At 65.5% G+C, this 19,128-nt stretch carries 18 protein-coding genes and 2 tRNA genes; 12 read left to right on the plus strand and 8 right to left on the minus strand.

Annotation, left to right across the window (positions count from 1 at the left end):
* Window positions 1-44: 44 nt before the first annotated feature.
* Window positions 45-1,205 carry an ABC transporter substrate-binding protein gene (locus QNJ67_09170; GenBank protein MDJ0609137.1) on the minus strand — a complete coding sequence of 387 codons (1,161 nt, stop codon included), beginning with the start codon at window positions 1,203-1,205 and terminating at the stop codon, window positions 45-47.
* A 173-nt stretch (window positions 1,206-1,378) separates the two neighbouring features.
* Between QNJ67_09170 and QNJ67_09175 the strand changes: the two genes are divergently transcribed.
* Complete coding sequence (locus QNJ67_09175; protein ID MDJ0609138.1) at window positions 1,379-2,464, plus strand: hypothetical protein; 1,086 nt, start codon at window positions 1,379-1,381, stop codon at window positions 2,462-2,464.
* A gap of 11 nt (window positions 2,465-2,475) precedes the next feature.
* Here QNJ67_09175 and QNJ67_09180 read toward each other — a convergent pair whose 3' ends face one another.
* Window positions 2,476-2,718 (minus strand): Lrp/AsnC ligand binding domain-containing protein, encoded by a 243-nt coding sequence (locus tag QNJ67_09180; protein ID MDJ0609139.1) that lies wholly within the window; start codon window positions 2,716-2,718, stop codon window positions 2,476-2,478.
* Window positions 2,719-2,801: 83 nt separating this feature from the next.
* The gene (locus tag QNJ67_09185; protein ID MDJ0609140.1) at window positions 2,802-4,163 is read right to left on the minus strand and encodes a DEAD/DEAH box helicase; all 1,362 of its coding nucleotides are present in this window, start codon (window positions 4,161-4,163) and stop codon (window positions 2,802-2,804) included.
* 260 nt (window positions 4,164-4,423) lie between these two features.
* On the opposite strand from QNJ67_09185, the gene QNJ67_09190 reads away from it, so the two are divergent.
* The gene (locus QNJ67_09190; protein MDJ0609141.1) at window positions 4,424-5,122 is read left to right on the plus strand and encodes an alpha/beta hydrolase; all 699 of its coding nucleotides are present in this window, start codon (window positions 4,424-4,426) and stop codon (window positions 5,120-5,122) included.
* Window positions 5,123-5,134: 12 nt separating this feature from the next.
* Here QNJ67_09190 and QNJ67_09195 read toward each other — a convergent pair whose 3' ends face one another.
* On the minus strand, window positions 5,135-5,710 hold the full coding sequence (locus tag QNJ67_09195; GenBank protein MDJ0609142.1) for a hypothetical protein: 576 nt from the start codon (window positions 5,708-5,710) through the stop codon (window positions 5,135-5,137).
* A gap of 93 nt (window positions 5,711-5,803) precedes the next feature.
* Window positions 5,804-7,807: a DNA topoisomerase IV subunit B gene (parE, locus tag QNJ67_09200; protein ID MDJ0609143.1), complete on the minus strand. Its 2,004-nt coding sequence runs from the start codon at window positions 7,805-7,807 to the stop codon at window positions 5,804-5,806.
* A gap of 109 nt (window positions 7,808-7,916) precedes the next feature.
* Here parE and QNJ67_09205 point away from each other — a divergent pair, with 109 nt between their 5' ends.
* Window positions 7,917-8,312: an acyl-CoA thioesterase gene (locus QNJ67_09205; protein ID MDJ0609144.1), complete on the plus strand. Its 396-nt coding sequence runs from the start codon at window positions 7,917-7,919 to the stop codon at window positions 8,310-8,312.
* Window positions 8,309-8,671, plus strand: a complete 363-nt coding sequence (locus QNJ67_09210; GenBank protein ID MDJ0609145.1) for a hypothetical protein — start codon at window positions 8,309-8,311, stop codon at window positions 8,669-8,671. The genes QNJ67_09205 and QNJ67_09210 overlap by 4 nt, the downstream gene beginning before the upstream one ends.
* A 61-nt stretch (window positions 8,672-8,732) precedes the next feature.
* On the opposite strand, the gene glnA is transcribed toward QNJ67_09210, so the two are convergent.
* The 3 genes from glnA to QNJ67_09225 form a co-directional block, all read right to left on the minus strand.
* Entirely contained in the window at window positions 8,733-10,142 is a 1,410-nt protein-coding gene (gene glnA / locus QNJ67_09215) for a type I glutamate--ammonia ligase (protein ID MDJ0609146.1), read from the minus strand.
* Window positions 10,143-10,261: 119 nt separating this feature from the next.
* The gene (locus QNJ67_09220; protein ID MDJ0609147.1) at window positions 10,262-10,600 is read right to left on the minus strand and encodes a P-II family nitrogen regulator; all 339 of its coding nucleotides are present in this window, start codon (window positions 10,598-10,600) and stop codon (window positions 10,262-10,264) included.
* A 186-nt stretch (window positions 10,601-10,786) separates the two neighbouring features.
* Window positions 10,787-11,956 (minus strand): pyridoxal phosphate-dependent aminotransferase, encoded by a 1,170-nt coding sequence (locus tag QNJ67_09225; protein ID MDJ0609148.1) that lies wholly within the window; start codon window positions 11,954-11,956, stop codon window positions 10,787-10,789.
* Between the two features lie 147 nt (window positions 11,957-12,103).
* Here QNJ67_09225 and QNJ67_09230 point away from each other — a divergent pair.
* The 8 genes from QNJ67_09230 to clpP all read left to right on the plus strand — a co-directional run bounded on the left by QNJ67_09230 (window position 12,104) and on the right by clpP (window position 19,037).
* Window positions 12,104-12,180 (plus strand) — tRNA-His (locus tag QNJ67_09230).
* Between the two features lie 322 nt (window positions 12,181-12,502).
* Window positions 12,503-13,831 (plus strand): SPOR domain-containing protein, encoded by a 1,329-nt coding sequence (locus tag QNJ67_09235; protein ID MDJ0609149.1) that lies wholly within the window; start codon window positions 12,503-12,505, stop codon window positions 13,829-13,831.
* A gap of 10 nt (window positions 13,832-13,841) precedes the next feature.
* Complete coding sequence (locus QNJ67_09240) at window positions 13,842-14,615, plus strand: aldolase/citrate lyase family protein (protein MDJ0609150.1); 774 nt, start codon at window positions 13,842-13,844, stop codon at window positions 14,613-14,615.
* A 54-nt stretch (window positions 14,616-14,669) separates the two neighbouring features.
* On the plus strand, window positions 14,670-16,166 hold the full coding sequence (locus QNJ67_09245; GenBank protein ID MDJ0609151.1) for an NAD(P)H-hydrate dehydratase: 1,497 nt from the start codon (window positions 14,670-14,672) through the stop codon (window positions 16,164-16,166).
* A 116-nt stretch (window positions 16,167-16,282) separates the two neighbouring features.
* On the plus strand, window positions 16,283-16,570 hold the full coding sequence (locus tag QNJ67_09250; protein ID MDJ0609152.1) for a hypothetical protein: 288 nt from the start codon (window positions 16,283-16,285) through the stop codon (window positions 16,568-16,570).
* A 156-nt stretch (window positions 16,571-16,726) separates the two neighbouring features.
* Window positions 16,727-16,811: transfer RNA gene (locus QNJ67_09255), tRNA-Leu, on the plus strand.
* An 86-nt stretch (window positions 16,812-16,897) separates the two neighbouring features.
* Complete coding sequence (gene tig, locus QNJ67_09260; GenBank protein MDJ0609153.1) at window positions 16,898-18,295, plus strand: trigger factor; 1,398 nt, start codon at window positions 16,898-16,900, stop codon at window positions 18,293-18,295.
* A gap of 73 nt (window positions 18,296-18,368) precedes the next feature.
* Entirely contained in the window at window positions 18,369-19,037 is a 669-nt protein-coding gene (gene clpP, locus QNJ67_09265; protein ID MDJ0609154.1) for an ATP-dependent Clp endopeptidase proteolytic subunit ClpP, read from the plus strand.
* Window positions 19,038-19,128: the final 91 nt, after the last annotated feature.

The following is a 19,128-nucleotide window of genomic DNA, read 5'->3' on the forward strand; positions in this document are numbered from 1 at the left end:
CCGTGCTAGCGCGGACCCCGGGGCCCGCGCCGGCGTGGCGAGCGCTACATCTTGCAGTCGCCGGCGTAGGCGTCTGCGTGGTCGGTGAAGGCCGTGGTCACGATCTTGTTGGTCAGGACGTCGCCTTCCTTAACCACTTGACGAACGTAGATGTCCTGGATCGGGTGGTGGTTGGGGCCGAAGCGGAACTTGCCGCGCACCGAGTCGAACTTCGCCGCCTCGAGCGCGGTGCGAAAGGCCTCGGCATCCGTAGCGTCGCCGCCGGTGGACCGGAGCGCGCTGCCGATCAGTCTGGCCGCGTCATAGCCCTGACTGGCATAGAGCGAGGGCAGGCGGCCGTACTTGGCCTGGAAGTCCTTGACGAAAGTGGCGTTGGCCGGGTTGTCGATGTCCTTGTTCCACTGCGAGGAATTGATCACGCCCAGCGCCGCGTCTCCGACCGCCTTGAGGATGGTCTGGTCGAAGGAGAAGGCCGGGCCGAAGACCGGCGTCTTACCGGCCAGCCCCGATTGGCTGTACTGCTTGAGGAAGGAAATCCCCATGCCGCCGGGCAGGAAGAAGAAGACCGCGTCGGGATCCGCGGCGCGCAGGGCGGCGATCTCGGCGGCATAGTCCTTCTGGCCAAGCTTGGTGTAGACCTCGCCGACCACCTCGCCCTTGTAGTAGCGCTTGAAGCCCTTGAGCGCGTCCTTACCGGCCGGGTAGTTGGGCGCCAGGATGTAGAGCCTCTGGAAGCCCTGGTCGTTGACGTACTGGCCGACCGCCTCGTGCAGATTGTCGTTCTGCCAGGCGACGTTGAAGTAGTTGGCGTGGCAGCCCTTGCCGGCGAGCAGCGACGGGCCCGCGTTGGGGCTGACGTAGAACACCCCGGCCTTGGTCACCTTGGGCACGACGGCAATCGCCAGGTTCGACCAGACGATACCGGTGAGGATCGGCACCTTGTCCCGTTTGACCATGCGGTCGGCCAACTCGCGTGCCTTGTCGGGCTTGCGGGCGTCGTCCTCGACGATCAGCTCGACCGCCTGACCGCCCAGCATGCCGCCTTCCTGCTCGATCGCCAGCTGAAAGCCGTCGCGGATATCGATCCCGAGGGCGCTGCCGCCGCCCGAGAGGGTGGTGATCATGCCGATCTTTACCGGATCGGCAGCGGCCGCGGGCGCGGCCAGCAGCCCGGCGCCCAGCAGCGCCAAGAGGGTTCTTTTCATTGGCTTCGTCTCCCTGTTCCCCCTGAGAAAATCAGGGCGGGATGCTAGCGCAATCAAATGCTTGCCGCCAGATCCCCGTAGCTCGGATAGGGCTTAACCGCTGCTTAACCCTATCGGGCCCTATCCTAGAGGCGCCCTCGACCCCATTCTGGTGTGCGATGCCCGTAGCGCGCTTGCTTCTCTTTGTCGCCCTCGCACTAGGGGTGCCGGGCGGCGCCAGCGCCTTTGAGCGGGTTGTCGCGTTGCCGCTGATTTTCCCGGCCGATAGCCGCGACGACTTGAAGATCTCCGCCTGTCTGAGGGTCAAAGAAAACGCCTATCCGACCGAGCGCGCTGCCTGGGAAAGCTTCAGAGCTCATGTCGAGCCCGGCCCGGAACGGGCTTTCGCTGACACGCTCGGCGCCATGCTGGCCAAGGACCATGACCGCCTAAGGGGCCAGCTGGCGACGCGGCTGGATGCGAACCCTCAATGGTTCGAGAAACAGGCATCTATGTTTTTCACGCAGTTGGAGAATTTGAGACTGGGTGATATCTGGAGCCGCTACGAATTCGACGATCTGGTCGCGTTCTTCTTTGAATTGAGAAAGAAGAATGGATCATTCCCAGCGAGCTTTCGCTTCGTCCGTGAAGAGACCGGAAGATTTGGATTCCTGCCTCAAGGGAGCCGGAGTCTGGCGTCGCAATTCGTGCGTACTTGGTTCTTCTCGCCCTGGGGCCCGGTGAACAGCCGATCGCCCGCCTACTGTTCGCCCGAACTGCTCGCGCGCATGACCCACAAGACCCTGCTGCAGGATCCGGACCGCTATGCCGGATCGGCAACCGAATTCCTGTTCTCCGGTGGCGACCCGGCGAACGAACGCTTCGCACCCTTAACAGGTGCGATCTCGAGCCTGGCTCATGCCTTGGCGTCCGGCCGGATGGAAGAGTACTTCGACGGCATGACCGCCCATGGAAGGAAGTGGGCCGAGGGCTGGTATGTCAGCGCCGAGGACTCAGAGCGCCGCAGGTTCGTCGAGCACAATCAGAGAATTCTCGAAGCGATGCCGGTGTTTGTAATCGATGCCGAACCTGTCTTCGTCGTCTACTTGCGCGTCACCTCATCCTACATCGAGGCGCTCTACTTTCTGCGTCAAGAAACCGGCCGTTTCCGTTGGACGAACGCAGGTTACGCGACGGTTGCAGACAGCGTCTTCAAGGGCCGTCATTTCAAGGACGCTGCGAGCGAGGAAAGCCCTTTTGAGAGCTGGAAGCTGGAATGAGTCGATCCGCTTCAGGTGAAGGCCTTATAGGCCACCAGGGTAAAGGTGTCCTTCACGCCGGGCAGGGTCTGCATCTTCTCGGTCACGAAGTGGCCGATGTCGGCGCCCTCGGCGAGGTAGCACTTGACCAGAAGGTCGTACTGGCCGGAGGTGGAATAGACCTCGGACACCTGCTCGATGGTCTGGACCGCGGCGTCGGCCACTTCGTAGGCCTTGCCGAGGTCGCACTTGATCATGATGAAAATGGTCTGCATGACCGCTCCAACACGCCGCGAGACCCTGGGATGATAGCCGATTTAGAACGCGGGCACAGGCCCCATGGGATCGACCCGCGCTGTTAAGCGCTCGCGGCCGCGATCTTTACCGGTCTGAGCAGGAAGGCCGGGGTATGGTCCCCGAAAGGCGAACCGCCGGCCTTGGCCGGAGCCTTGGGTTCCTCGCGCGCCGCGCTCACGGTTTCCTCAGCGGCGCCGTGCTCTCTCGCATCGGAACCTTTGCGGCCGCGCGAGCGCCTGCCTCGCTTCCTTTCCGGCGCGGCGGGCTGCGCCGCTTCCTCGGCCTCGGCGATTTCGGGCGCGCCCCCGATCCTGACTTCCTGGATCTGTCCGCCGAGCATCTTCACCACAGCGGCCAGCAGCTTGCTGTCCGCGGGCGCGGCCAGGGTGAAGGCCTTGCCGGAGCGGCCGGCCCGGCCGGTCCGGCCGATCCGATGGATGTAGTCCTCGGCGTTGACCGGCACGTCGAAGTTGATCACGTGGGAGACCTCGGGAATGTCGAGACCGCGGGCTGCCACGTCTGAGCAGACCAGGAGTTGGACCTCGCCGTCCTTGAAGCGCTTCAGGGTCGCCATGCGGAGCGGCTGAGCCATGTCGCCGTGCAGTTCCGCCGCCGAGTAGCCGTGGCGCGCCAGCGAGCGGTAAAGAATCCCGACATCACGCTTGCGGTTGCAGAAGATGAGGCCGCTCTTGATGTCCTCCTGGTCCAGCAACCCGCGCAGAGTCTCGCGCTTGGTCTTCGGAAGGTTGCTGGCCCGGATCAGCGCCTGGGTGACGGTCTCGGCCGGCGAGGCCGGCGGCGCGACGGCCACTTCCTTGGGGTTCATCAGGAAGGCGTCGGCGAGCCGGCGAATCTCGGGCGGCATGGTGGCCGAGAAGAAGAGGGTCTGGCGGATCCTCGGCAGCAGGCTGACGATCCGCTCGACATCGGGAATGAAGCCCATGTCGAGCATGCGGTCGGCCTCGTCGATCACCAGGATCTTGACGTCGGCCAGCAGGATCTTGCCGCGCTCGAAGAGGTCGAGCAGGCGGCCCGGCGTCGCGATCAGCACGTCGACACCGCGGTCGAGCCGCTTCTCCTGGTCGCCGAAGGCTTCGCCGCCGATCAGCAACGCCATGGAGAGCTTGTTGTACTTGCCGTATTTCTCGAAGTTCTCGGAAACCTGCGCCGCCAGTTCCCGGGTCGGCTCTATGATCAGGGACCGCGGCATCCGCGCGCGGGCGCGACCGCTGGCCAAGATATCGATCATCGGCAGGGTGAACGACGCCGTCTTGCCGGTGCCGGTCTGGGCGCATCCCAACACGTCGCGACCCATCAGGACGTAGGGGACGGCTTGCTCCTGGATCGGCGTTGGCTCGCTGTATCCCGCGTCCGCAATCGCCTTCAGGACCTCTGGACTTAGTCCAAGATCGTCGAAGCTCATAGAGTCCTTTTTATGCTGAAAGAGTGAGTATCTTGCCTGCTTCCGAGCGGCCCGGCGCGTCGCGCCTTTTCTCGCGGCGCATCATAGTTTTGTGAAAGGTAATGTCAACATGGTCTCAACGCGGTTGGTTGCAAATCGAGCGCGGCGTCGAAACGTAACCATGTAATATGCATCAGCACTTTTTATTGCTTTGCTTTCATTTTTATACAATTTGATGAAATTATATTCCCGTTAAGAGCGAAAGCCCAACTGGAGTAGCCGTGACGTTCCCTCTGGTGTTCCTCCCGGGTCTTCTATGCGACGAAGACCTCTGGCGCGACCAGGTGTCGGCGCTCGGCGCCTTGACGGACTGCCGCGTCGCCGATTTCTCGACCCAGGACAGTATCGTCGACATGGCGGCCTCGGTGCTGGATAGCATGCCCGGGCGCTTTGCGGTCGCGGCGCTTTCCATGGGCGGCTACGTCGCCTTCGAGATCATGCGCCGGGCACCGGAGCGGATCGACAGGTTGGCTTTGCTGAACACCAAGGCGCGACTCGATACCGCGGAGCAGACTCAGCGCCGAAAAGACCTCATCGACCTGGCGCGCCGAGGCGCTTTCAAGGGCGTGACCCAACGCGTCCTGCCCCAGTTCATCCACAAGGACCGCTTGGCGGACGGGGCGCTGACCGATCGGGTCCAGCAGATGGCCCTGCGGATCGGCCGCGACGGCTTCCTGCGCCAGCAGAAGGCGATCATGGCGCGCGCCGACAGCCTTCCGACTCTCGTGGCGATCCGCTGTCCCACGACCGTCATCGGCGGCCGCCAGGACCAGCTCACGCCGGTCGACTGTCACCGCGAGATGGCGGCGGGAATCGCCGACGCCAGGCTGACCGTTATCGATGACTGCGGCCACCTGTCGCCCATGGAGCGCCCCGACGCGGTGAACGAGGCGCTCCGGAGATGGCTGGTCGCGGAATAGCCGGCGCTGCCCTCAGGTCTCGAAGTCCCGGTCGTTCCGGTCGTACGGGCTGCGCGGCGGGAAGAGCTCCAGCGCGAGCTGCCTCATCAGCCGCTTGAAGGCCGGATCGTCGGGCGAGGAGACCCCCGTCACCGACCCGGTGGCAGAGGTGACGCGGGTATCGGTCGAGCAGAAGGCGGCCAGGACGGCGACCCGGTCCGGAACGGGCTCCTGGGGGCGGGCCGGGGTCTCGCAGAGCCGGGCGGGGTTGGCGTTGGTCGCAGGATTGAACAGGACGACGACGCGGAAGGCCTCGCGCTCCTCTCCCGTCGCCACATCCGAGGGCGTCGCGATGAAGTCGAGCTCCGGGCCGAAATGGTGGTCGCGGAACGTGTCCGTTACGGACCGGTCGACCTCTTCCTTGTTCACGGTGAAGGGATTTCCAACGATTTCGGTCATCATGCCGCCGCGCTTGGCAGCGTAGCTGAGCAGGTAGGGGCTGTAGGCGTCCGACACGTAGCTGTTGTCGAGAACCGCCATATCGGCGCAGCCGGTGAGCAGGAAGGCCGCCGCGCCGGCGATCATGCAGCTCGATCTCTTCGCTCTCATGGGGTGCCCTCTCCCGATTCCAAAACCCGGTTTCTCAGATGTCGGTAACGGAGGGGCAAACCGCAAGTCTTGGTTATGGATCGACGGGGCGGTTTAAACGTCCAGATCGCTGGTTTCGACGAAGCGGGCGTTTTCCTGGATGAATTGGAAGCGTAGCTCGGGCCGCCGCCCCATAAGCTGCTCGACGGTCTTGCTGCTGCGCTTCTGTTCGGCGCGCGGATCGGGGTCCTCGTGGTCGGCGATCGCCACACGGAGCAGGGTGCGTTTGCCCGGATCCATTGTCGTTTCCTTGAGCTGGCCCGAAGGCATCTCGCCCAAGCCTTTAAAACGACTGACTTCAACCTGCCCCCGTCCCGTGAAGACCTCGCTCAGCAGTTCCTCCTTGTGACGCTCGTCGCGGGCGTAGGCGGTCTTGCCGCCCTGGGACAGGCGGTAGAGCGGCGGCTGGGCGAGGTAGAGATAGCCCTGCTCGATCAATCCCGGCATCTGGCGATAGAAGAAGGTCATCAGCAGGGAGGCAATGTGGGCGCCGTCGACGTCGGCGTCGGTCATGATGATGATCCGCTCGTAACGCAGCTTGTCGGCGTCGAACTGCCCGCCGGTGCCGCAGCCGAGCGCCTGCACGATGTTGGCGATCTCCTGGTTGCTCTTCAGCTTGTCTTCCGAGGCGCTGGCGACGTTCAGGATCTTGCCGCGCAGCGGCAGGATCGCCTGGCTCTCTCGGTTGCGCGCCTGCTTCGCCGAGCCGCCGGCGGAATCGCCCTCGACCAGGAAGATCTCCGTGCCCTCGGCCCGCGACGAGGTGCAGTCCGAGAGCTTGCCCGGCAGGCGCAGTTTGCGCGTCGCGTTCTTCCGCTTGAGGTCCTTCTCCTGGCGCCGCCGCAGGCGCTCTTCGGCCCGCTCGACGACCCTTTCCAGCAGCGTGCGGGAGCGTTCGGGGTGGCCGCTCAGCCAGTGGTCGAAGTGATCCTTGATCGTCGATTCGACCAGCTTCGCGGCGATCGGCGAGGCGAGGCGGTCCTTGGTCTGTCCCTGGAATTGTGGGTCGTGGATGAAGATCGACAGCACGGTCATGCCGCCGCCCAGCAGGTCGTCGGCGGTCAGCTGGCCGGTCTTGCGGTTGCCGATCAGCTCGCCGTAGGCCTTCATGCTGCGCAGTAGGCCGCTCCTGAGGCCTTGCTCGTGGCTGCCGCCGTCGCCGGTCGGCACCGTGTTGCAGTAGGAGCTGACGAAGCCCTCCTCGTCCATCGGCCAGGTGATCGCCCACTCGATGCGGCCCTCCTCGCCGGGAAACTCGGCCTGGCCGAAAAAGGGTTCCGGGGTCAGGGTCTTGCGGCTGCCCAGGCTGGCCTCGAGGAAGTCGCGCAGTCCGTTGGGGAAGTGCAGCGTGTCGCTGGCCGGGGTGTCGCCGTCCTTGTGCAGCAGGCTCTCGTCGCACTTCCAGCGGATCTCGACGCCGCGAAACAGATAGGCTTTCGAGCGGGCCATGCGGTAGAGCCGCTCGGGCCGGAAGTGGGCCGAGGCGCCGAAGATTTCGGCGTCCGGCACGATGGTGATGGTCGTGCCGCGACGGTTCTGGGCGGTGCCGACCGCCTCGAGTTTGCCCTGCGGCTTGCCGCGCTTGTACTCCTGGCGCCAGACCTTGCGGTCGCGCGCGACCTCGACGCTGAGCGAGGTGGTCAGGGCATTGACCACGGAGAGCCCGACGCCGTGCAGGCCGCCCGAGGTGGAGTAGGCCTTGTCCGAGAACTTGGCGCCGGAGTGGAGCGTCGTCAGGATGACCTCGAGAGCGGACTTCTTGCCGAACTTCGGGTGGGAGTCGACGGGGATGCCGCGGCCGTTGTCCGCGACCGTGATCCTGTTGCCCGCCGCCAGTTCGATCTCGATACGGGTCGCGAAGCCGGCAACGGCCTCGTCCATGGCATTGTCGATCAGTTCAGCGACGAGGTGGTGCAGGGCCCGCTCGTCCGTGCCGCCGATGTACATGCCCGGGCGACGGCGCACCGGCTCGAGGCCCTCGAGGACCTCGATATCCTTGGCCGAGTAGTCCTCGCCCCGCGGCTGGGCCTTCTGGAAGAGATCTTTCATTCCCTGCATGACCACATCAGGTTACGACCGTCAGGTTAAGGATGTATCCTCTCCGAGTCTGCCTTATACAGTGGGATTCCGAGGGAACACCACAAAATATGGGTGGAGCCGCCCTGTCATGAAGGATCGAGGCCCCAAACCGCGGGGCGATCTGGCGACCCGGACGCTGGCGATGCCCGCGGACGCCAATCCCAACGGCGACATCTTCGGCGGCTGGGTGATGGCCCAGATGGATATCGCCGGCGGCATCACGGCCGTCCAGCGCGCCGGGGGCCGGGTGGCAACGGTTGCGGTCGACGCCATGAGCTTTCACCTCCCGGTCTACGTCGGCGATGTGCTCTGCGTCTACGCCGACCTTGAGAGGGTCGGGCGCACCTCCATGACCTTCTACCTGGAGGCCTGGGCGATGCGGCGCGCCAAGGAGGAGCGGGTCAAGGTGACGGAGGGCCGCTTCACCTTCGTCGCGATCGACGACGAGGGCCGGCCCCGGCCCGTGCCCGAGGAGGGATCATGAGGCTTCCCGCGATCGCGCTGCTGCTGTTCGCGGGGACGGCCGGCGCCTGGGCCGGTCAGGCTGACGTTGTCGACGCCGTCGCCGTTTCCGAAGCTGCCGGGACCTGGCGTTTCGACGTGACCGTGCGCCACGCCGACGCCGGCTGGGAGCACTACGCCGACCGCTGGGAGGTGGTGAATCCGGCCGATGGAACCATCCTCGGGACGCGGGTGCTCTATCACCCCCACGATGACGAGCAGCCCTTTACCCGCAGCCTGAGGGGCGTAGAGATCCCCGAGGGCGTCACCCGCGTCATCCTGCGCGCCCGCGACAGCAAGCACGGCTGGGGCGGCGCGGAGGTGACCTTGGAATTGTACTGAGGCCAAGCAAAAGGCCGCCTCCCGAAGGAGGCGGCCTGTGGCAAAGCAACCGCGTGGCGGCTTAAGCCGAGTAATACATCTGGAACTCGATCGGGTGCGGGGCGTGCTCGAAGGTGTAGATCTCTTCCCACTTGAGCTCCATGTAGCCGTCGAGCTGGTCCTTGTTGAAGACGTCGCCGGCGAGCAGGAACTCGTGGTCGGTTTCGAGCGCCTCGACGGCCTGGCGCAGCGAGCCACAGACGGTCGGCACGTCGTGCAGCTCCTCGGGCGGCAGGTCGTAGAGGTTCTTGTCCATGGGATCGCCCGGGTTGATCCGGTTCTTGATGCCGTCCAGGCCGGCCATGAGCATGGCAGAGAAGGCCAGGTAGGGGTTGGCGGTGGCGTCTGGGAAGCGCACCTCAACCCGCTTCGCGTTGGGACTCGCGCCGTAGGGAATACGGCAGGAGGCCGAGCGGTTGCGGCTGGAGTAGGCCAGCAGGACCGGCGCCTCGAAGCCCGGCACCAGCCGCTTGTAGCTGTTCGTGCTCGGGTTCGCGAAGGCGTTGATCGCGCGGGCGTGCTTGATGATGCCGCCGATGTAGTGCAGGGCGGTCTCCGAGAGGCCGGCGTAGCCGTCGCCGGCGAAGGTCGGCTTGCCGTCCTTCCAGATCGACTGGTGGGTGTGCATACCCGAGCCGTTGTCGCCATAGACCGGCTTCGGCATGAAGGTGGCCGACTTGCCCCAGGAGTGGGCGACGTTATGCACGACGTACTTGTAGATCTGCATGTTGTCGGCGCAGCGCACCAGGGTGTCGAACTTGATGCCGAGCTCGTGCTGCGAGGGCGCCACCTCGTGGTGGTGCTTCTCCACGGTCAGGCCCATCTCGGCCATGACGCTGACCATCTCCGAGCGCAGGTCGGCACCGGAGTCGACCGGCGGCACCGGGAAGTAGCCGCCCTTGACCGCCGGGCGGTGGCCGATGTTGCCTTCCTCCATCTCGACGCCCGACATGTAGGGGCCTTCCTCGGACATGAACTTGAAGAAGCAGTGGTGCATGTCGTTGGCGAACTTCACGTCGTCGAAGACGAAGAACTCGGCCTCGGGACCGAAGACCGCGGTGTCGCCGACACCGGAGGCCTGCATGAAGGCCTGGGCCTTGATCGCGGTCGAGCGGGGGCAGCGGTTGTAGGGCTGCCCGGTCTCGGGCTCCATGGTGTCGCAGAACAGGATCAGTTGCGACTGGGCGGAGAAGGGGTCCATCACCGCGGAGGTCAGATCCGGCTGCAGGCGCATGTCGGACTCGTTGATCGCCTTCCAGCCGGCGATCGAGGAGCCGTCGAACATGATGCCCTCGTTGAGCGCGTCCTCGTCCACCGCCCCGGCGTGCATGGCGAGGTGCTGCCATTTGCCCCGCGGGTCGGTGAACCGGTAATCGACGTACTTGACGTCGTTTTCCTTGATCATTTTCAGGATGGTGTTCGCATCGGACATTTTAGGTGTTCCCCTGTATCTCCAGTAGATGTTGCCCCGTGGGAGCCGTGCCCGGCCGTCCGCCGGCCGGCGCCCCGGGCGTTTGACGCCGAGCCGCGGGTTGGAGTTCGGACCGCCGCCTAGACGGCTTCGGCGCCGCGCTCCTTGGTGCGGATCCGAATCGCCTCGTCAACGGTGCTGACGAAGATTTTTCCGTCGCCGATCCGCCCCGTGTGGGCCGCTTGCTGTATGGCCTCCGTGGCCGGCTCGACCAGATTGTCTTCGAGCACGACCTCGACTTTCACCTTGGGCAGAAAGTCGACGACGTACTCGGCGCCCCGATAGAGTTCGGTATGACCCTTCTGGCGCCCGAAACCCTTGGCTTCGGTCACCGTAATGCCTTTGATCCCGACTTCGTGCAAAGCTTCCTTTACCTCGTCGAGCTTGAACGGCTTGATGATGGCCTCGATCTTTTTCATGTCGCTCCCGCTTGGTGGTGGTGACGAACCAGGGTTTTTGCGTCCCGCGCAGGCGGCCCATTGCAGGGAGCGTGCCAAGACCGCGCGCGGCCTGCCGAGCCCCGGAAACTCCGGGTTCGCGAGAGCAGGCGGCACCGCGGAAGTGCCTCGGGTGATTAAATGGTAGGCAAACTGCCTAAAAATTGATCATTGAGCTAAGAGGGCGCGCAGCCGCTCGGCGGCCCGACGGATGTTTTCAGTCGAATTTGCGTAGGAGATCCGCAGGAAGCCTTCACCCTGGGCGCCGAAACTCGTCCCGGCGATCGTCGCGACGTGGGCCTCTTCGAGGAAAGCCACTTCCAGGTCCTTGGCGCTGCGGCCCGTGGCCGTGATGTTGGGAAAGGCGTAGAAGGCGCCGCCGGGCATGCCGCAGGACAGGCCGGGAATGGCGTTCAGCTCGTCAACCACCACCTTGCGGCGCTCAGCGAAGGCGTCGAGCATGGCGCGCACCGGTTCCTGAGGGCCGGTAAGCGCCGCGATCCCGGCATATTGCGCGGCGGCGTTGACGCAGGAGTAGCTGTTGACGGCGAGCCGGGTTGCGCCCTCGACCAGCGACTCCGGCCAAACGCCGTAGCCGAGGCGCCAGCCGGTCATGGCGTAGGTCTTGCTCCAGCCGTCGAGCAGGATGACCCGATCGGCGATGGCCGGGTACTGCAGCAGGCTGACGTGTTCGCGGCCGTCGTAGAGCATCTGGCTGTAGATCTCGTCCGAGAGCACCGCGACGTTGGGAAAGTCGAGGAGGCCGGCCACGAGCCGGTCGATCTCGGCACGTGGCGTGACGCCGCCGGTCGGATTGGCGGGACTGTTGAGGATCAGCAGACGGCTCGCCGGCGTCAGGCGGGCCAGCACGTCTTCGGCGGTCAGGGCGAAGCCGCGATCCTCTGTCAGGGGGATCGGAACGCCCTTGGCGCCGCTGTAGTCGATCAGCGACCGGTAGATGGGAAAGCCCGGGTCTGGATAGAGGATTTCGGCGCCCGGCTCGCCGAACATGAGGACCGCGAAGCACATGGTGACCTTGCCCCCGGGCACGATGATCACCCGTCCGGGATCGAGGTCGACGCCCAGCCGGCGGTGCAGGTCGGCCGCGACCGCTTCTTTCAGCGGTGCGATGCCGACCGCCGGGGTGTAGCCGTGGTGCCCGTCCCGGAGAGCCCTGATCGCCGCCTCGACAATATGTTCCGGGGTGGCGAAGTCGGGCTGGCCGATGCCGAGGTTGATGACCTCGTGGCCGTCAGCGGCCAACGCGGTCGCGCGTGCGAGTACAGCGAAAGCCGATTCGGTGGCCAGCCGCCCGATCGCCTTGGCGGGATGCAGCATTCAACGTCGTCCTCTGTCGCTTCGTTCCGACCCTACGCCCCGCCGAGCGCCGCGGACAAGACCGTGTCTTCCGGCTCTGCGGTCTGCTAGAGTCGGCTTGACGCTGCTGAGGCGCGGCGTGTACACGATTGCGCGCCGGCGGCGATGGTGGCTGTAGCTCAGTTGGTTAGAGCGCCTGGTTGTGGTCCAGGAGGTCGTGGGTTCAAATCCCATCAGCCACCCCAGACTCCCGATACATTTACACAAGGTCACGCCCGAAAGGGCACCTTCTTGTATGCGAGATATTGCCTTCCGCGCCGCGCGGTGGCGTGCTTTGCCGCCGCTCGTTTACTTGAAAACGGAAAATTAAGATTAACGAAAAATTAATGACGACACCAATAATGTTTCACGTGAAACCAGGTCTCGTCACCTGGATATTGTTAATAGAAAGTAATGATCCGCTCGAGAAGAGGTTGACTTAATGGCCCCGTTCATCGCCGGTGAACCCGCCTTGCTGTGCTCACGCAGCACGGCTATCTTGCCCCGGACCGTGGTTGAGCAACCCACATGCTGACGAGCCCAACGCTGAAGAGGATGAGCAACATGCGACGCTGCCTGCCGCTCCTGGCTTGCGCGGTCTTGTTCTGGAGTGCCGGGCTGCGGGCCGAGACTTTCGAGGAGGGCTTGCGCGCGTTCCGCGCCGGCCAGCCCGAACGAGCTCTAAGCATCTGGCAGCCCCTCGCGGAGGATGGCCACGCGGCGGCGCAGTACAGCATCGGCAAGCTCTTCGAGCAGGGCGAGGGGCCGATCAAGCAGGACTTCGGTAGGGCGGTGCGCTGGTACGAGGCGGCCGCGAAGCAGGACCTGCCGGCGGCGCAGAACAATCTCGGCCTGATGTATGCGAAGGGACGGGGGGTCCCGCAGAACGTCGACCGCGCCATGGACCTTTGGTTCGCGGCGGCGCGTCAGGATTACCCCTGGTCGCAGTACAATCTCGGCCTGGCCTACTTCCAGGGGCGCGGGGTCGATGCGGATCAGCAGGAAGCGCTCGCCTGGTTCCGCCGCGCCGCCGACGGCGGCCTCGCGGACGCCCAGTTCATCATGGGACAGCTCTACCGCGAAGGCCTGATCGTCGACCAGGATCAGGGCCGGGCGCTGACCTGGTACCTCCGGGCGGCGGATCAAGGGCACATGCGGGCGAAGAAGCAGGTGAGCCACCTGCAGAATGCCCAGGTATCGCCGAAGCCGACCGGGGACCCCGAGGCCCTACCGAAGGCTCTGGCCGAAGAACCGGCGCCTGAGCCGGTCGTGGCGGCGGCGGAACCCAAAGAACAGCCGGCAACCGCGGAACCGGCGACGGTCGCGGTCGCCGTCAAGCCTCCTTTGCCGCCGAGCCGGGAGAAAGCGGCCGCGGCGCGGGCGCAGATTGCGGAGCAGGCCCCGATGATGGCGGCCCCGGCGGTCACGGCCGAGAAGGCCCCGGTTCCAGCCCCAGCCCCGGCCCCGAGGCTCAGCGCGACTCCGGAACCGCTGATCACGACGCCCGAGAAACCCAAGATCGAGACGGCCACACCTCGCCTGAGCTCGGCTGGTCAGGTGGCGTCGCTGCGTCCCGAAGGCGTCATGAACGACGCCAAGGACGGCTCCTATCGGGTTTGGCTGGCCTCGGCGTCGAGCGAGGCGGAGGCGGTGAAGCTCTGGCAGTCCACGCGCACCGAACACCCCGACCTGTTCTCGGCCACCGAAGCCGACTTCTCCGCCGTCGACATCGGTGGCGGCAAGACCCTCTACCGCATTCTGGCCGGCCCGCTCGCCAGTTCGGCCGCGGCCCTGCGCCTATGCCAGCGCCTGCGCGAAGCGCGTCCCGACGCCTTCTGCCAGGTGCGTTCGCAGTGACCGGACGGTAGTGTCTCTCAAAGCCAGGATCGCCGGCGGCGAACCCGCCATCGGCTGCTGGCTCCACCTTTTCAGTCCCATTGCCGCCGAGGTCGTCGCCCAGGCCGGCTACGACTGCGTGATGATCGACCTGGAGCACGGGCCGGGCAGCCTGATGGACGCTGTGGCGCTGATGCGTGCTGTCCAGGGGCGCTGTGCGCCGCTCTTGCGGGTGCCTTCGAACGATCCGGTCGCGATCAAGCGGGTCCTGGACACCGGTGTGGCCGGCCTCATGGTGCCGGCGGTCGACACGGCCGGCGAAGCAGAGGCGGTCGTCACCGCCTGCCGTTACCCGCCCGAGGGTCGCCGCGGGATGGCGCCCACGATCGTGCGTGCGTCCGATTACGGCGCGCGCGGAGATTACATCGATAAGGTCGACGAAGAGACCCTGGTCATCTGCCAGATCGAAACCGGCCGAGCCGTTGACGAGGCCGAGAAGATCGCCGCCGTGCCGGGCGTCGACCTCTTGTTCGTCGGGCCCTATGACCTCTCCGCCGACCTCGGCTACACGGGGCAGCCGGATCATCCGGCGGTAACCGAGCGTATCGAAGCCACCGAACGGGCCGCCAAGTCCGCGGGGAAGCGGCTTGGCGGGATACCCACCCCCGGCCGCCCGGCGGCGCAGCTGTTCGCGGCGGGCTATGATCTCGTGCTCGCCGATTTCGACCTGCTCATGCTGCGCGACGCGGCGCGTTCCAGCGTCGAGAGCCTGCGGGCCGCCGCCGCGGGCGGCTCGAGACCCTGAGAGCAGCGAACTTCCTCTAAGATAGGGCCGTGCGACTCGAACGAGGACAGCCCCATGAGTGAGCCTGGCGCCGAACGGCAGCGACGCGACGAGGCCGCGCTCTTGAGCAACGCGGAAATGGGCCGCGCGGACCAGGCGGCGATCGCGGGCGGGACGCCCGGCGAGACGCTGATGGAGAACGCCGGCCGGGCCGTTGCCGAGGCGGTTCAGGCCCGATGGAAACCCCGTCCCACGCTGGTGTGCTGCGGTCCGGGGAACAACGGGGGCGACGGCTTCGTCGTCGCGCGCCTCCTGGAGCGGGCCGGATGGCCGGTGCGCCTCGCCCTGCTCGGCGACCGCACCGCGCTCAAGGGCGACGCGGCGCACCACGCCGGGCTCTGGCGGGGCGGCGTTCTGCTGCTCGATCAGGCGGCGCCCCAGCCCGGTGAACTGGTGGTCGACGCGCTGTTCGGCGCGGGCCTGAGCAAGCCCCTGGGCGGCGCGGCGCGCGACGTCGCCCGCCAGGTCGGCGCCATGGGCCTTGACGTGGTCGCGGTCGACGTGCCGAGCGGGCTTTCGGGCGATAGCGGCCAGGTCCTGGGGGATACCGCACTCGCGGCGCGTCTTACCGTTACTTTCTTTCGAAAGAAGCCCGGGCACCTGCTTCTGCCCGGGCGCCAGCTGGTCGGCGAGCTGGTGGTTGCCGATATCGGGATCCCGGAAGGGGTCTTGCAGCACCTGCCGGTTCAAGCCTGGGAGAACGGACCGGACGGCTGGGGCGCGGTCTACCCCCGTCGCCGTCCCGGCGACCATAAGTACAGCGCCGGCCATGCTCTGGTATTGGGCGGTCCGACCATGACCGGGGCGGCGCGGCTCGCCGCGCGGGCCGCACTCAGGGTGGGCGCCGGCTTGGTGACCCTGGCCTGCCCGAGAGACGCCTGGATGATCTATGCGCTGGCGTCGGCCAGCGTCATCACCGCGCCGTTTTCCGATCCCTCGGGATTCGAGGCGCTGTTGGAAGACGAAAGACGCAACGCGGTCCTGCTCGGTCCGGGCAGCGGGGTCTCCGACCAGACCCGTCGCTTCGTCCTCGCGGCCCTCGGCACGGACAAGCGGTGCCTGCTCGACGCCGACGCCCTCTCGGTCTTTCAGGAAAGCCCGGAGGCGCTGTTCACGCAGCTCCGCGACGACTGTGTGCTGACCCCGCACGAGGGGGAGTTCCGACGTCTCTTCCCGGAGTGTGCCGGCGACAAGCTGGCACGGTGCCGGGCGGCTGCGCGGAAATCCGGCGCCGTCGTGCTGCTCAAGGGCGCGGACACGGTGATCGCGGCGCCCGACGGCCGCGCCCGGATAAACAGCAACGCGCCGTCAAGCCTGGCGACCGCCGGCTCGGGCGACGTTCTCGCCGGGCTCGTCACCGGGCTGCTGGCCCAGGGCATGCCGGCCTTCGACGCCGCTTCCGCCGGCGCCTGGCTGCACGGCGAGGCGGCGACGCTGTTCGGACCCGGACTGATCGCCGAGGACCTGCCGGAACTGCTGCCGAAAGTCGTTCGTCTAGTGGCTAAAAAATGACACAATATCAGGGCGTTACAAGAAAATCCCTTAACTTTGCATTAATTAATAGGTCTTAGATTTTAGCTGTTTGAAGGTGTAACAAGGCACGACGCCGAAAGTTAGGGATCGAGGCCATGCTCAGTGCAACGGTAGGCCAATTCTTCCGGTCGGGACGGTCCAACAAGACCGGCCCGGAGATCAAGGTCGGCGCCATCTATCGTCACCACGGGCCGGGCAACGTGGTGGAAACCGCCAAGGTCGTAGAAGTCGAAGCCGACTCCATGGGCATTCCGCACGTGCGCTATGAGGTTCTGGTCGAGCAGAGCCAGGTTCGCCACAACCGTTTCGCAGCCTGCCGCACGCTCAACCTGGAAACCTTCAAAGACCACTTCTGCGAGGCGGTCGACCCCGTCAAGGCCTGACCGCGCATTCCGCCGGTCCCTGGACTTCGGCGGTTCTCGTTTTTCGCTTTCGCCCCCCAGCCTGACGACCCCCTTCTGACCGCTCTATAACCGTGCGCCGCACGGCTTGTGAGGGCCAGGGCGGCGTGTTATACACCGCCGCCTTGACGGGCCCGCGCGGGCGTGGCGGAACTGGCAGACGCGTCAGGTTTAGGTCCTGGTGAGGCAACTCGTGGGGGTTCGAGTCCCTCCGCCCGCACCAGCCTCGCCGCTCTCTGGGCGCGCGGCCTTCGGGCAGTGCCAACACTATTCAACGAACAGCTACGGGGCGGAGGGGCCGCATCCTTCATGCAGGTTACGGAAACGCAAGCGGACGGCTTGAAGCGCGAGTACAAAGTCGTCATCACCGCAGCCGAGATCGCGGAGAAGGTCGAGCATAGGCTGCAGGAAGTAGGCCAGCAGGCACGCCTGCCGGGGTTCCGGCCGGGAAAGGTGCCGCTCCAGGTTCTGAAACAGCGTTTCGGACCGTCGGTCATGGGCGAGATCGTGGAGCGGGCGGTCAACGACAGCTCGAACCAGACCATCTCCGAGCGCGGCCTCCGGCCCGCGGTACAGCCGAAAATCGAAATCGTCTCGTTCGACGAAGGCAAGGATCTCGAATACACCATGGCTATCGAGGTCCTGCCGGAAATCAAGATGATGGACTTCTCCGAGATCGCCATCGAGCGGCCCAAGATCGCGGTGGAGGACGCCGAGATCGGGCAGGCGCTCGAGCAGATCGCCGCTTCGCGCAAGGACACCAAGGCGCTCGACAAGCCGCGCAAGTCGGAGTCGGGTGACGTCCTCGTGATCGATTTCCAGGGGACGGTCGACGGCGAAGCCTTTCCGGGAATGGCCGCGGAGGACCACCACCTCGAGCTCGGCTCGAACAGTTTCATCGCAGGCTTCGAGGATCAGCTGATCGGCGTCGACACCGGTGCCCAGGTCGATGTCAAGGTCACCTTCCCGGACGCCTACATGAACGACCAGCTGGCCGGCCGGGAAGCGATTTTCGCGGTTACGGTGAAGGATATCCTGCAGGCGGTGCCGGCGCCGATCGACGACGCGCTGGCAACCTCGCTCGGTGAGGAGAACCTGGAGAGCCTGCGCGGCAAGGTTCGACAGCAGATCGAGCAGGACTACGACGAGCTCTGCCGCGGTCACATGAAGCGCGCGCTGCTCGACAAGTTGGCCGAGGGGCACGACTTCGAGGTTCCCGCGGGCATGCTCGACGCCGAGTTCGAGACGATCTGGGCCCAGTTCGAGGAAGCCCGGTCGCAGGGCCGGCTCGATCCCGACGACGTCGGCAAGGACGACGAGGCGCTGAAGGAAGAGTATCGAACCATCGCCGAACGGCGAGTCCGTCTCGGCTTGCTTTTGGCCGAGGTCGGCCGGGTCAACGGCATCGACGTGACCCAGGACGAGATGAACCGGGAGATGGAGAAAGAGATCCGGCGTCACCCGGGGCGCGAGCGCGAGGTGTTCGAGTTCTTCAAGAATACCCCGGAGGCCGCCGCGCGCCTGAGGGCGCCTGTCTTCGAGGATAAGGTCGTCGACTTCATCACCGCCCTGGCCAAGGTCGAGGACAAGACCGTGACGCTCGAGGAGCTGAACAAGAGCGCCGAGATCGAGGGCGGTGAGGAAGCGAAGCCGAAGAAGCCGGCGAAGAAGAAGGCCGCGCCGAAGGCGAAGAAGGAGGAGGGATAGTCCGGCGAGCCGCCGGGCGAGGGGGCGTTCACCAGGCGCCGAGAGGCGCGCTTAAGCGAAGGCGACGAGGTTCATGAGCGATCCACGCGATCTGATGATGAATACCCTGGTTCCCATGGTGGTCGAGCAGACCAATCGGGGCGAGCGGGCCTACGATATCTATTCCCGGCTCCTGAAGGAGCGGATCATTTTCCTAACCGGTCCGATCAACGACATGGTGGCCAGCCTGATCTGCGCCCAGTTGCTGTTCCTGGAGTCGGAGAACCCGAAGAAGGACATCGCCTTCTATATCAACTCCCCCGGAGGACTGGTGACCGCGGGTCTCGCCATGTACGACACCATGCAGTACATCCGCCCCGGCGTCTCGACGGTGTGCATCGGCCAGGCCGCCTCGGCAGGGTCCCTGCTGTTGATGGCGGGCGCCGCCGGGAAACGCTTCGCGCTGCCGAACTCGAAGATCATGATCCATCAGCCTTCAGGCGGCTTCCAGGGCCAGGCGACGGACATCGAGATCCACGCCAAGGAGATCCTGGCGACCCGCAGCCGGCTGAACGAGATCTACGCGAAGCATTCGGGCCAGTCGGTCGACGACGTCGACCAGGCCATGGAGCGCGACAAGTTCATGACCCCGGAGGAGGCCAGGGATTTCGGCCTGATCGACAGCGTGGTCGAGCGCCACGAGCTGCCGGACGATGCGGGTTCGGACGAGGACGGCAATTCGAACGGAAAATCAAAAGGTTAAGCGCAGCTCGTTTTTACCTTAACGGGCAAGGTCCTTCCGTTAAGGGAATTTTGAGCGCGCGCGGCTAGCCTGTATCGGGTCGTAGGGGCAT

Source organism: Kiloniellales bacterium (assembly GCA_030064845.1).
In the GTDB taxonomy this organism is placed as follows: Bacteria; Pseudomonadota; Alphaproteobacteria; order Kiloniellales; family JAKSDN01; genus JASJEC01.